Here is an 11900-nt window from a genome sequence, read left to right as displayed (position 1 = left end):
GGCAATGTTGAACAGCGACGCCAGCGGCCGTCCCGTCACCTCCTGCCCTGCCGCGATGAGCCGCTGCGCGGCGGCATTCATGTAGTCGACCCGATCGCCCTGCGTCGTCACGATGACGGCATCGCCGATCGACGCCAGCGTGAGCTGGGCGCGCTCCTTCTCGACCGCGAGCGCGGTCTCGGCAAGCCAGCGCCGCCACAGCATCCGCCTCGTGTGGATCAGCACGATGCCGGCAAGGCAGGCCGCGATCACGAGGTTGACCAGCAGCAGCAGCGCGGAGACCTGACGTGACGCCTTGCCCAGATGATCGGAGAAATCGACGGCGAGCGTGCTCAGCGCGGCATCCACCGCACCGATCCGTTCGGCCCAGTGCCTGATGGTCGCAGCCGACGGATCGTGCAGCGCGACGTCGTTCGCGGCCTCGTTCCGGATTTCAATCAGCTGATCGAGCAACACATCCGAATTGCGCCATGCCGTCACCGCGCCGGCCACGTGGTGCATCTTGCGGAAATATTTGAACAGCCAGATCAGGCCGCCGATGTCGTCATCATGATTGCCTGCCCTGGCGAAGCCGGCCCTCGCCACGGCGTCATTGTCGCCGGGCGATTCCAGGGCGAGCCGCGCCGTACGATCGGCCAGCGGCACCGCGATCGCGGCATCGAACTTCTGCAGATACAGCGGCGCACCGGTGCTGACATAGGTCTGCAGGTAGTGGATGGCGTCCTTCTGCCCCTTCGACCACATGCTTTCGCCGGCCACGTAGGCCCTGACCGCGGACATCACCTGCAGGCTGCCGGCAGACAGGCCGCCCAGCAGCAACACGATGGCCAGCAGAGGTCCAACCACCCGCCACAGTGACCAGCTTCGAAACGAAAAAAACATGCCCAATGCGCCCGACCCTGAAATTCATCGGGCGAGCGTAGGAACCGTGACTTAACCTCACGTTGCAAAACGCGATGAGTTTGAAACGACTCGGCTGCAGCACAATTGCGTCAAACTTTACCCATCCCGGACAACCCCAGGGCAATCGCATATGGAAAGAAATCTGTCGGGCAGCGTCCTCGAGGCCATCCTTCGAGACGCCCGCCTTCGGCGGGCTCCTCAGGATGAGGGTTTTGTTTTGCGGCACAATAGTAGACCCTCATGGTAAGGAGCGCCGCTTGCGGCGCGTCTCGAACCACGAGGCCGAGTTACCTCCGCAGCCGCCGAAGGGTCATATGCGATTGCCCTACGGACAACCCGGAGGCGCTCAGGGACGCAGTGTCGGCGACGTGTTCGGCGCCGGCGCCTGCTCCATCTCGGCCTCTTCGGGCAGCTTGTCGGCGTGAACGGCCAACGGCGTGCCGATCCAGAGCGGATCGTCGTGGTGGTCGCGGCGCGGATTGGTGGTGTTGGGATGGACCAGGATGCTCAGGCTGCCGTGGTTCAGCATCAGCCACGGCACCAAGGTCGGGAACAACTCGGCCGCAAGCGCCACCTGATACATCGCCTGATCGTGCGGGCCAACCTTGACGTCGTGCCACCGTCCGAGCGTGACCAGGAAGCGCTCGCCGATCCAGTTGCGCAGCCGTTCCGCCTCGCCCCGGCTGGTCGCGGGGTCGTAATAGACATGGGCGTGGTAGCTCGCGATCTCGCCGATCATCCGTGGCGCGTCCGTCATCTCACCTCTCCCTGCGCGGCCGGTCACTTGCGCCGCAGCACACTGAACTGGAACGACTGCGTCGCGCCCCAGGGCGTGACGTGCCGGTGCGCCTCATGCGCGATCAACTCGAATGCCAGACCGATGGTCCTGCTGAGCGTTGCGGGATCATAGCGCTGCACCGGCAGGCCGCTGCACTTCTCCGGGCCGTCCAGCGCGAAGGTGCCGATCACGGCGTGACCGCCTGCTTTCACGCCGCGATGCAGCCGGTCGAGATAGGCCGCGCGGTCTGGTTCCTCGACCAGGAAGTGAAACGCCGCGCGATCGTGCCAGATGTCGAAGGCCTGCTGCGGCTGCCAGACCGTCGCGTCACCTACGATCCAGTGCACCGCGTCACCTGCTGCGCCGATCCGCTCCCGCGCGCTCGCCAGCGCCGCTTCGGAGAGATCGAGCAGGGTCACATCATGAAAGCCGCTCGCCAGCAGCGCATCGACAAGTCGCGAAGCTCCGCTGCCGACGTCGACGATCGAGGCGTCGCGGCCCGGTGCGATCGATTCGATCAGACGCAGCGATGGCTGCGGATCGGCCTGCGACCAGCTCACCTGCTGCTCGCCCTTGGTCAGATAGACGGTCTGCCAATGCGATTGCCGATCAGAAGCGGTCATGGCGATAGGTCCCGAAAGCGGCAACAACCTGCGTTGCGCGCCATTAACCATCAGCTAGGCGCGGCGGTCTCTCGCGTCAACCGGCAGCGGCGGGCACGCACGGCGGCGCAGCAGCAAATGCCGCATTTGCTTCGCCGCATTTTCCAACTAACCTGATGGCCGGGTTGAGATCGGGGCGTCCGGGGATGGCCAATTTCGGCTGGACACGCGGCAACAAGCCTGCACAAGCGGAGGACGCCGCCAGCGACTTGCGCGGCCTTACCGATCCATTGGCGTTCCTCGCCGCGCTCGACAAGGTGGTCCCGCGCTATCTTGATCTCGCCGACAATGGCGTGCTGGTCTATCCGGCCTGCAAACGCAAGTCCGGCGATCTGCTCGGCGACATCAGCGCGATCTGGGAGCACACGCGGCTCGAGGCGATGCGCTATGTCCCGATGGTGCCGCGGCAGGACATCTCGCTGCTGGTCGATCCGGCCCGCCAGGCGGAGATGATCGATGCTTTCCTGCGCCAGCGCGCGCACGACAAGACCGTCGTCGATTTCACCGGCACCGCGATCGAAGACTACGGGATTGCGATCTACGCTGGCCTGAACTGGCTGAACCATTGCGGCGCCCTCGTGGGCGCGGATCCGCAAAAGTTTTCCGGCACGTTGCGGAGCTTCCGCAGGGTCATGGTGGTCGCCCAACAGTGGTGGGCGATCGACGGCGCGGCCGAGCGCTGCCGGCAGCTGCTGGAAGCGCGCGAACGGCCACCGCTGGTGTTCTTCCTGATGTGGGCCGAATGCACCAATTTGGCGCGCGAGATCGCGATCGCGGCGGCCGGTAGCGCGGCGACGGAAGGCAGTATCGCGCGCATGCGCGCGGCCGATGATCCGGAGCAGCTGACGTAATGCGCGAATCTGACGCGCGGCCGCAGACTAGGGTGCGTGCTCATAAATCCTGTCCGCGTTCGAGACTTAAAGCGGACTCGCGGCCCTTTTAACCCAACTGCGACATTCGCCACGGTTCGGTCCACGGCAGCATGCGGACGCGCGCCTTCGAGCAAGACGACGCCCATGTGTTCTGCCGCGAGCCGGACGTGGAGAACGATGTCGCTTGCTTCATCGCCTTGCTGGGCGAGGTCTACCGAGACCTCGGTTTTCCCCAACTACGAGGTGGCGCTGGCCACGCGGCCGGCGGCGCGCGCCGGCGACGACGCGACCTGGGATTGGTCAGAGGCGAAGCTCGGCGATGCCGCGCGGCAATGCGGCCTCGTGTCTCAATCAATCCCGGCGAAGGCGCGTTCTACGGACCGAAGCTGGAATTCGCGCTGCGCGACCGGCTGGGACGATCCTGGCAGTGCGGCACGGTGCAGCTCGACTGCGTGCTGCCGCAGCGGCTCGAGGCGTCCTACGTCGCCCCCGACGGCAGCCGAGCCAGGCCGCTGATGAACCATCACGCCATCTTCGGATCGCTCGGCCGCATGATTGCGATCCTGTTCGAGCAACATGGCGGCGTGCTTCCGTTCTGGCTGTCGCCGGACCAGGTTGCGGTTGCGCCGATCTCGAAAGACCAGGCCGGATACGGCGCACAGGTGCTGGCGGCGTTCGAGGATGCCGGGATCCGAGCCGTTGCCTATGACAGCGCCGGCCCTTTCGCGGCGCGTCGCGGTGGCGCGTGAAATGGCGGTGCCGGTGATGGCCATCGTCGGCGGGTGTGAGATGAGGGACGTCCGGGTAAGCCTGCGCGAGCGCGACGACTTACAGGCCGACGTTCCGCTGGCCGAGGCGGTGTCCCGCCTGCAGGCGAGGGCCCGGCCGGGCACCCTTGCGGCTGAAGCATGCGACAGTCGGGGCTTCGGTGGGTGTTGCGCAAGTAAGCGTTTCGAGCATCTGCGCGATGAGCACCATGTCCAACCTCTCATGACCCAATTCCCTGGCATTCTCCCGCGAGCAAAATCAATCGCATCTGACGGAGCGAATGATCAGTTTTGCGCAAAATGCGCAATATGTCTTGAGTACTGCGCGATATGAGCATATACGTGCCTGGCGTTTGCTCGTTTTTATAGCAAAACGCGCAAAATGATCGGAAGTGCGTGGTGTGCGGGAGGACAACAGAAATGCAGGTTCCAATTAAGCGGGCGATCGAGAGCGTGCCGGGCGGGATGATGGTGGTCCCTCTGTTGGTCGGGGCGCTTATTGCCACCTTCTTTCCCGATACCCCGAAGTTTTTTGGCTCCTTCACCGGCGCACTGTTCTCCGGCGCGCTGACAATTCTCGCCGTGTTCTACGTTTGCATGGGCGCGAGCATCGACTTCCGCGCGACCCCCTACATTGTGAAGAAGGGCGGCACCCTGCTGATCGTGAAGGTTGGCGTGGCCGTTGTCCTCGGCCTGATCTTCGGCCGCATTTTGGGAGAGACGCCGGTCGCAGCTGGCATGTTCGCGGGTGTCTCGACGCTCGCGATCGTCGCCGCCATGAACGACACCAATGGCGGTCTCTATATGGCGTTGATGGGCCAATATGGACGTCCGCGTGACGTCGGCGCCTATACCGTCATGTCGCTGGAGAGCGGTCCTTTCCTCACCATGATCACTTTGGGCGTCGCCGGCCTCTCGGCATTTCCATGGCAGACCCTCGTGGGCGCTATCCTGCCTCTGGTGGTGGGTATGATCATCGGCAATCTCGACAGAGAGATGCGCGACTTCCTGAGCCGCGCGGTGCCTGTGATGATCCCGTTCTTCGCCTTCGCGCTCGGCGCCGGCCTCGATCTGTCGAAGGTTTGGCAGGCCGGCCTGCTCGGCCTCGGCATGGGAGTGGCCGTGGTGGTTGTGACCGGCATCCCGCTGTTCGTCGCCGATCGCATCACTGGCGGGAATGGTGTCGCGGGTGTTGCGGCGGCCTCGACGGCCGGTAATGCGGCGGCCGTCCCGGCGATTGTCGCCGCGGCGAATCCAGCCTATGCGGACGCGGCGCGGCCTGCGACTATCCTCGTCGCGGCCTGCGTCGTGGTTACCGCAATCCTCGTGCCGATCGTCACCGCCTGGACAGCCCGCGTTGTTGGTCGCGACGTCGAGGAGCCTGCAGAAGAGAACAACGTGGCTTCTGCCGGCAAGGTGACCCCCGCGGCGCGCTCGGTTGTCACTGAGGCAAGTCACTGAGGCAAAGTCACTGAAGCAGGTCGCTGAAGATGGCCCCTAAAGCGTTTTCGAGCGAAGTGGATACCGGTTCGCGTCAAGAAAACGCGTCAAGCCAAAGCTGGCTGATCGTCGCTGACGATCTCACCGGTGCCGCGGACTGTGCGATCGCCTTCGGCAGAAGGGGGCGTGCGGCTGCGGTGACGTGGGGTGAGGTGACCGACGCGTCGGGCTACCAGCTGCCCGTCCTGGCCTACGATGCCGCGAGTCGAGGCCTTTCGGCCGGGGCCGCTGCAGCCCGCCACGCCGATGTGCTGGCGCGCCTTTGCGAAGGCGGACGTATTCTTTTCAAGAAGATTGACTCGACGCTGCGGGGGCAACCTGCAGCGGAGACTGCCGCCGCGCTTGCGCATCTCAAGTCACGGTCGGGTCCGGCCTTTGGCGTATTCGCGCCGGCCTTTCCGGCCACCGGCCGGACCACCATCGACGGGCGTATCCTGGTCAGAGGCCGCCCCCTCGAGGAGGCCGAGGTCTGGCACCGCGACCACACCTACCCGAATGCCGATCTTGTCGACGTTCTCGCGACCGCGGGCGTTCGCGGTGAGAAGGTCAAGCTCGCTGCCGTGCGTGGTGGCGATCTCAAAGCCACGTTCGCGAGGCTCGCCTGGGAGGGCGACGTGGTCGCGGCCTGCGACGCCGAGACTGAACACGATCTGCGTTTGATCGCGGAGGCGAGCCTGCATGCATCGCCCGCAACCTTCTTCATCGGCAGCGCCGGCCTCGCGCACGCGCTGGCCGGCCTCGAAGTCAGCCATGCCGTCGAGCCGCTGCGCATTCCGACGAGCGCATCCGGCACCCTGATCGTGGTGGGCTCGCTCGCCGGCGCATCTCGCGCCGCCGCGCGCGAGCTGGAGGCGACCGGCACCGTGGCGCATTTCCCGGTCGCGCCGGAGACGCTGCTCAACGATGGTGCCGGCCGGGCGGCGCTCGCCGCGGACGTGATGAAACGACTTGCCGGCGGCGGCGATACACTGGTTGAGATCATGATGGATGATCACCCCAACATGTCGCTCGGCCCGCAGCTCGCCAAGGGGCTCGCCGACGCTCTTGAGGCCGTCGCACCCGCGATCGGCGCCTTCGCTGCGACCGGCGGCGAAACCGCCGCGGCGATGCTGTCGCGCTTCGGCGTCAACGGCATCCGTCTTGCCGACGAAATCGAGCCGGGCGTGTCGCTCGGCCTTACTCTTGGCCGATTGTCTGTTCCGATCGCCACCAAAGCGGGCGCGTTCGGTGACGAGAACAGCCTCATCCGCATCAGCGAGCGGCTTCGCGCCGTCCGAACCAGAGGAAGTTTCATATGACTCGTCCGATCATTGCGATCACCATGGGAGATCCGGCCGGTATCGGGCCCGAGGTGATCATGAAGGCGCTGGCGCAGCCTCAGGTGCAGGCGATCTGCAATGCGCTGGTGATCGGCGACTCCAACCGTCTGCGCAAGGCCGGTCAGATCGTCGGCGTGCCGCTTGAGGTCGATGCGTTGAGCGACGCGAAGCAGGCGAATTTTGCGTCGAAGGCCGTGCAGTGCGTTGACCTGAAGCTGGTGCCGGACGATCTGCCGTTCGGCAAGGTGTCGGCGACGGCAGGTGAGGCGGCATATCGCTACATCGAGAAGGCCGTGCAGGTGGTGCAGGCAGGGCTCGCGCAAGGCATCTGCACCGCGCCGCTTTCCAAGGAAGCGCTGCATGCGGCCGGCCACAAATATCCCGGCCATACCGAGCTCCTGGCGCATCTGACCGGCACGCCGGAAGTATCGATGATGCTGGTGTCGCCGAAACTCCGCGTCATTCACGTGACCACGCATATCGGCCTGCTCGATGCGATCGAGAAGATCGAGCCCGGCCTCGTCGAGCGTGTCATCGCGCGCGGGCATGACGTGCTGGTGCGCGCCGGCGTCGCCAATCCGAAGATCGGCGTCTGCGCCATCAATCCGCATGCCGGCGAGAACGGGTTGTTCGGTCGCGGCGAGGAAGCCGCGAAGATCGCGCCGGCCGTGGAAGCCTGTCAGCGCAAGGGCTGGGACGTGCACGGCCCCCTGCCTGCCGACACGCTGTTCTTCCTGGCCGGCCGCGGCGACTACGACATGGTGGTCGCGATGTATCACGATCAGGGCCATGGACCTATCAAGGTGCTGGGGCTGGAAGCCGGTGTGAACATCACTGTTGGTCTGCCGGTGATCCGCACCTCGGTCGATCACGGGACCGCCTTCGACATCGCGGGCAAGGGCATCGCCGACGAGCGCAGCCTGATCGAAGCGCTGCGGCAGGCGGTCGATCTCGCGCCGAAGAAGGCGGCTTGAGGGGGCTGCGCGGGCTCCTCAGGATGAGGGGCGAGATGTGCGTTAAGCGCTGACATTGCGCGGCCGATGCATCGTGGTATCCATCGGCCGTGCCGCGAAGCCGATACGGTCGAGCTCGGCTGACGGCAATGGATCCGGAGGCTGAGGTTCGATGTCGATGCGCAGCAAGGAGCGTCACGCTCGTCTGTTGGAAGCACTGAACGCGGGAGAGATCGATGTCGACGATCTTGCGCGGCGCTTCGACGTCTCCGCTTCCACCGTGCGGCGCGACTTGCAGCATCTTTCCAAGAACAATGCCGTGCGCCGCACCTATGGCGGCGCCATTCTCACCGCCCACGCGAACGAGACGACGCTCGAGCAGCGCCTCGCGGTTCAGGGCAAACAGAAGCAGGCGATCGCGCGCGCCGCGATCGATCTGATCGAGGATGGCGACACGCTGATTCTCGATGCCGGCTCGACGGTCGCAGCCTTCGGCCGACTGCTGCAGCATCGGCGGCTGCGCATCATCACCAACAATCTTGCGCTGCTGCCCTGCTTCGCCAAAGCTCCGAGCATAGAGCTTGTGGTGCTGGGCGGCGCGCTGCGCACCACCAGCATGAGCACCATGGGGCCGCTCGCCAATGAGGCGCTGCGGCGCATGACCGCGGACCGCGCCGTCATGAGCGCCGACGGCGTGGTGAATGGCCGAGGCCTGTGCGAAGCGGATCTCGAACAGGTCGCACTGAAGTCGCTGATGATGCAGCAGTCGAAGGAAGTCATCGTTCTCGCCGACGCCAGCAAGCTCGGCCGCGCCGAACAGATGGCCTGGGCGCCGCTGCCGCCGCGCTGGACTCTGGTGACTGATGTCGGCGCATCTGACGAGCAGTGCAAGCGTCTCGCCGATGCGGGAGCGCGCGTGATCGTTGCCGGCGTTCGCTGAGCCGGCATCGCAATTTTTCGCGTGATCGGAGAAAAACATCGACCGAGGCGGGGTTGCGGTAAGGAATCGCTGAACTGGGGCGCAATGCCGTCAACTTGAATCGCCATATGCTAGGTGGTGATCACCAGATTTGTGAGTACTCGCCCTAGGCAACGGAGTCCGCGTCGGCAGACAGCAGCTGTAGCTCCTTGGATTTGCGCGCGATGAGGCGGCCGAGATCGCCCTGCTTGTAGCTCTCGACGAACTTGATGGCGAAGCCGTTCGGCAGATGCCGGACCACGCGGCCGACGCAGGCGCCGATCGCCAGCGGCATGCCGATCGGCGGCTGCGCCTCGGAGGAGACCGCCGCGCCGGACAGCGACATGTCGATGATGAAGCAGCTCTGCATGGTGCCGTCCGCCAGCGTCAACATGGCATGCGGCGCGACCGGAACGAAACGCGGGTTGTTGCGCGCCTCGCGAATGCTCGGATCCTTTTGCTTCTTCTCGATCCAGGTCAGCTTGTCGGCGAACTTCTCACGCATGGCATGCGTCATCTCGAGCTCGAGCAGGAAGCTGCCGCTCATGGTTTCGGTGATGCAGCCGTCGAACTTGCCGAACTCCTCGAAATACGAAGTCAGCCGGTCGCCGACCTTGCCGACGACGGGCACGTCCACGATCATCCGGAACGGCGAGACGCGCGTGGTGCGGCAAGCGAAGCTGCGCAATTTACCCTGCGCATCGTACCAGTTCGGCAACGTGTAGCTGCCGTTGACGGTGATCTTGACCGCGCGTTGCTTGAGAAACTTTTCGACGGACACGACTGAACCTCGCCCGAGGCGATGTGAGTGCACGGAGGGCTGGATTGACCGGCTTCACTGCCGGTCTGGTGGTGGGGACGTTCGCTACCGACGCGGTGGCAGCGGGGAGCTGCGGCACGTATCCCAGCGCGTGGCGGATTGGTCCTGGCGCGCAGGTGCGTACAGCCATACCGTCGAAAAACTAGGAAAAAGTTAAACCGGGACGAAGCGCGGGCGGCGCACTCTATGGCGCAACCGTTTCGCGGCGGTTTATTTTGCGAGCCATACAACTACCGGGAGAGTTGTCGCCCGGCAATGCAATCGCGCCGTGCTCCAAACCGCCTGCCTCGGCTGTCGGCCGGGTGCTAGCCTTCGTCGAAATCAGACCGGACCCCTCATATGCCAAACATGTCGAACAAATCGCTTGCCGACGGCAAGATCCTGCAAGACGTCGTCGACGGCGTCGGCGTCATCACCTTCAACAATCCCGACAAGCGCAATGCGATGTCGCTGGAGATGTGGGAGGGGCTCGGCGAGGCGCTGACGGCGTTGCGCGACGATCCGGCCGTCCGCGTCGTGATCCTGGTCGGCGCCGGCGACAAGGCGTTCGTATCGGGCGCCGATATCAGCCAGTTCGAGAAGACCAGGCACAACGCCGAGGCCTCCGAGGAATATTCACGGCGCAGCGCCGCCCAGCGCGCCCTGCTCGCCGACTATCCGAAGCCGACCATCGCCTGCATCCGCGGCTTCTGCCTTGGCGGCGGCATGCAGGTCGCGATGCTGACCGATATCCGCATCTCCGGCTCGAGCGGCCAGTTCGGCATTCCCGCCGCCAAGCTCGGCATCGCCTATGGCTATGACGGGCTGCGCCATCTGGTGTCGCTGGTCGGCCCGTCCTGGGCGCGGCTGATCATGTATACGGGCATGCGGATCGACTCCACTGAGGCGCTGCGGATCGGCCTCGTCGATCGCGTGCTGCCGGACGCCGAGCTCTGGGACGCGACCATGGAGATCGCGCGCACCATTTCGGGCAACGCGCCGCTGGCGATCAAGGCCGCCAAGATCACCATTGCGCAGGTGCTGAAGGATCCCGCCGATCGCGACATGGCCGCGATCAAGCAGATCGGCATCGAATGCATGGACAGCGCGGACTTCCGCGAAGGCCGCAGCGCCTTCATGGAGAAGCGTAAGCCGCAGTTCAAGGGCCGGTAGCCATCCGGTGTCATCACCCGCACATGCTTTCGCGGGTAATGACAGCTGAGCATGCGGTAACAACGGTGGTCCTCCCGTCGTGGTTGCCACCCAACACACTGTCATCGCCCGGTTTAACCGGGCGATCCAGTATTCCAGAGGCGGTTGTGCTTGAGCCGATGGACCGCAGCGTACTGGATCGCCCGGTTAAACCGGGCGATGACAGATGATGACGTCGCGCGATTTCCGAATAATAGAATAATATCGCCGATTTACCCGACGCGTCAAGTTGCCTGGTCGAACGCCGGCCGCCGCCGGCTACTTTGCATGGGGTTGTTTTCGATATTTTGGCAATGTGCCCGCGATTGAACCTGCCCCCTACTTCTTGTCGCTGACCGGCACCGTGTAGTTCAGGATCAACCGACCGCCGTCGGGATAGATGGTCTGGCCGGTGATGTAGGAGGCATCGTCGCTGGCCAGGAATGCCACGACGGCGGCGACCTCGCTCGGCTCGCCGCAGCGGCCGGCCGGCGTGCGCGACAGCACGCTGCGCCGCGCATCCTCGGACGAGAAGATCGCCGTCGCCACCATCTCGGTCAGGATCGTGCCGGGTCCGACCGCCACGACGCGAATGCCGTGCGGCGCCAGCGCCACGGCGGCGACCGATGTGAGCTGCTTCATCGCGCCCTTCGACATCGCGTAGGTCGCGAGCGAGGGGATCGCGAGCAGCGCGTTGACCGAGGACATGTTGACGACGACGCCGCCACCGCCCTGCGCGATCATCTGGCGCGCGGCAGCCTGAACCCCGAAGAACGCGCCCTTGAGGTTGATTCCCATGACGTCGTCGAATTCGGCCTCGCTGATGTCGAGCAAGTCGCGATTGCGCGCTACGCCGGCATTGTTGACCATGACGTCGAGCCGGCCGAACTCCTTCACCGCGGTCGCGACGATGCGGTCGACATCGGCGCGCTTGCTGACGTCGGCCTCGACCGCCCGCAACTGATCGATATGTCCGAGTTCCTGGGCGGTGTGGACAAGCCCCGCAGCGTCGACATCCGAGATGACGACCCTGGCGCCGTCGGACAGGAAGCGCGCCGCGCAGGCCTTGCCGATGCCGCGTGCCGCGCCGGTGATGGCGACGACCTTGCCGGAATTCTTCATGGGAGTGCCTCCAGGACAAACTGTTCATGGAGCAATAGCGCATTGCGCGTCGGCAGGGAACGCGGCGGATTCTCCG

Annotated in this window: 12 protein-coding genes and 1 pseudogene; 8 read left to right on the top strand and 5 right to left on the bottom strand. The window is 64.9% G+C overall.

Annotated features, from left to right (window positions below):
* The 3 genes and pseudogenes from IF803_RS36865 to IF803_RS36855 all read right to left on the bottom strand — a co-directional run.
* Positions 1-882 (bottom strand): annotated as a pseudogene (locus tag IF803_RS36865) (diguanylate cyclase); the annotation flags it as partial.
* A 367-nt stretch (positions 883-1249) separates the two neighbouring features.
* Complete coding sequence (locus IF803_RS36860; protein ID WP_461195595.1) at positions 1250-1660, bottom strand: DOPA 4,5-dioxygenase family protein; 411 nt, start codon at positions 1658-1660, stop codon at positions 1250-1252.
* Between the two features lie 23 nt (positions 1661-1683).
* Positions 1684-2304, bottom strand: coding sequence for a class I SAM-dependent methyltransferase (locus IF803_RS36855; protein ID WP_461195594.1), 621 nt, complete (start codon positions 2302-2304; stop codon positions 1684-1686).
* Positions 2305-2489: 185 nt separating this feature from the next.
* Between IF803_RS36855 and IF803_RS36850 the strand changes: the two genes are divergently transcribed.
* The 7 genes from IF803_RS36850 (at position 2490) to IF803_RS36820 (ending at position 8694) form a co-directional block, all read left to right on the top strand.
* Entirely contained in the window at positions 2490-3194 is a 705-nt protein-coding gene (locus IF803_RS36850) for a hypothetical protein (RefSeq protein ID WP_461195593.1), read from the top strand.
* Between the two features lie 131 nt (positions 3195-3325).
* Positions 3326-3964, top strand: a complete 639-nt coding sequence (locus tag IF803_RS36845) for an aminoacyl--tRNA ligase-related protein (protein ID WP_411784947.1) — start codon at positions 3326-3328, stop codon at positions 3962-3964.
* A complete protein-coding gene (locus tag IF803_RS36840) occupies positions 3897-4316 on the top strand; it encodes a His/Gly/Thr/Pro-type tRNA ligase C-terminal domain-containing protein (protein ID WP_461195592.1) in 420 nt (139 codons plus the stop codon). Before IF803_RS36845 ends, IF803_RS36840 begins: the two co-directional genes overlap by 68 nt.
* A gap of 86 nt (positions 4317-4402) precedes the next feature.
* Positions 4403-5443: a 2-keto-3-deoxygluconate permease gene (locus IF803_RS36835; protein ID WP_304496969.1), complete on the top strand. Its 1041-nt coding sequence runs from the start codon at positions 4403-4405 to the stop codon at positions 5441-5443.
* Positions 5444-5472: 29 nt separating this feature from the next.
* On the top strand, positions 5473-6780 hold the full coding sequence (locus IF803_RS36830; protein WP_461195591.1) for a four-carbon acid sugar kinase family protein: 1308 nt from the start codon (positions 5473-5475) through the stop codon (positions 6778-6780).
* Positions 6777-7775 (top strand): 4-hydroxythreonine-4-phosphate dehydrogenase PdxA, encoded by a 999-nt coding sequence (gene pdxA / locus IF803_RS36825; RefSeq protein WP_461195590.1) that lies wholly within the window; start codon positions 6777-6779, stop codon positions 7773-7775. The genes IF803_RS36830 and pdxA overlap by 4 nt, the downstream gene beginning before the upstream one ends.
* Before the next feature lie 151 nt (positions 7776-7926).
* On the top strand, positions 7927-8694 hold the full coding sequence (locus IF803_RS36820) for a DeoR/GlpR family DNA-binding transcription regulator (RefSeq protein ID WP_461195589.1): 768 nt from the start codon (positions 7927-7929) through the stop codon (positions 8692-8694).
* A 145-nt stretch (positions 8695-8839) separates the two neighbouring features.
* Here IF803_RS36820 and IF803_RS36815 read toward each other — a convergent pair whose 3' ends face one another.
* A complete protein-coding gene (locus IF803_RS36815; RefSeq protein WP_461195588.1) occupies positions 8840-9493 on the bottom strand; it encodes a PilZ domain-containing protein in 654 nt (217 codons plus the stop codon).
* A 378-nt stretch (positions 9494-9871) separates the two neighbouring features.
* On the opposite strand from IF803_RS36815, the gene IF803_RS36810 reads away from it, so the two are divergent.
* Positions 9872-10684, top strand: a complete 813-nt coding sequence (locus IF803_RS36810) for an enoyl-CoA hydratase (protein ID WP_461195587.1) — start codon at positions 9872-9874, stop codon at positions 10682-10684.
* A 357-nt stretch (positions 10685-11041) separates the two neighbouring features.
* On the opposite strand, the gene IF803_RS36805 is transcribed toward IF803_RS36810, so the two are convergent.
* Positions 11042-11824, bottom strand: a complete 783-nt coding sequence (locus IF803_RS36805; protein WP_411781731.1) for an SDR family NAD(P)-dependent oxidoreductase — start codon at positions 11822-11824, stop codon at positions 11042-11044.
* Positions 11825-11900 lie beyond the last annotated feature (76 nt).

The sequence above is a fragment of the Bradyrhizobium sp. UFLA06-06 genome (assembly GCF_054820065.1).
The sequence above is the reverse complement of the archived record's forward strand: the minus strand, read 5'-3'. Positions and strand labels throughout refer to the sequence as shown.

Excerpts from the sequence above, each read along its gene's own strand:
- IF803_RS36810 (WP_461195587.1), top strand. The coding sequence starts at position 9,872 with ATGCCAAACATGTCGAACAAATCGCTTGCCGACGGCAAGATCCTGCAA.
- IF803_RS36820 (WP_461195589.1), top strand. The coding sequence starts at position 7,927 with ATGTCGATGCGCAGCAAGGAGCGTCACGCTCGTCTGTTGGAAGCACTG.
- IF803_RS36855 (WP_461195594.1), bottom strand. The coding sequence starts at position 2,304 with ATGACCGCTTCTGATCGGCAATCGCATTGGCAGACCGTCTATCTGACC.
- IF803_RS36805 (WP_411781731.1), bottom strand. The coding sequence starts at position 11,824 with ATGAAGAATTCCGGCAAGGTCGTCGCCATCACCGGCGCGGCACGCGGC.
- IF803_RS36835 (WP_304496969.1), top strand. The coding sequence starts at position 4,403 with ATGCAGGTTCCAATTAAGCGGGCGATCGAGAGCGTGCCGGGCGGGATG.
- IF803_RS36860 (WP_461195595.1), bottom strand. The coding sequence starts at position 1,660 with ATGACGGACGCGCCACGGATGATCGGCGAGATCGCGAGCTACCACGCC.
- IF803_RS36840 (WP_461195592.1), top strand. The coding sequence starts at position 3,897 with ATGCCGGGATCCGAGCCGTTGCCTATGACAGCGCCGGCCCTTTCGCGG.
- IF803_RS36845 (WP_411784947.1), top strand. The coding sequence starts at position 3,326 with ATGCGGACGCGCGCCTTCGAGCAAGACGACGCCCATGTGTTCTGCCGC.
- IF803_RS36830 (WP_461195591.1), top strand. The coding sequence starts at position 5,473 with ATGGCCCCTAAAGCGTTTTCGAGCGAAGTGGATACCGGTTCGCGTCAA.
- IF803_RS36850 (WP_461195593.1), top strand. The coding sequence starts at position 2,490 with ATGGCCAATTTCGGCTGGACACGCGGCAACAAGCCTGCACAAGCGGAG.
- pdxA (WP_461195590.1), top strand. The coding sequence starts at position 6,777 with ATGACTCGTCCGATCATTGCGATCACCATGGGAGATCCGGCCGGTATC.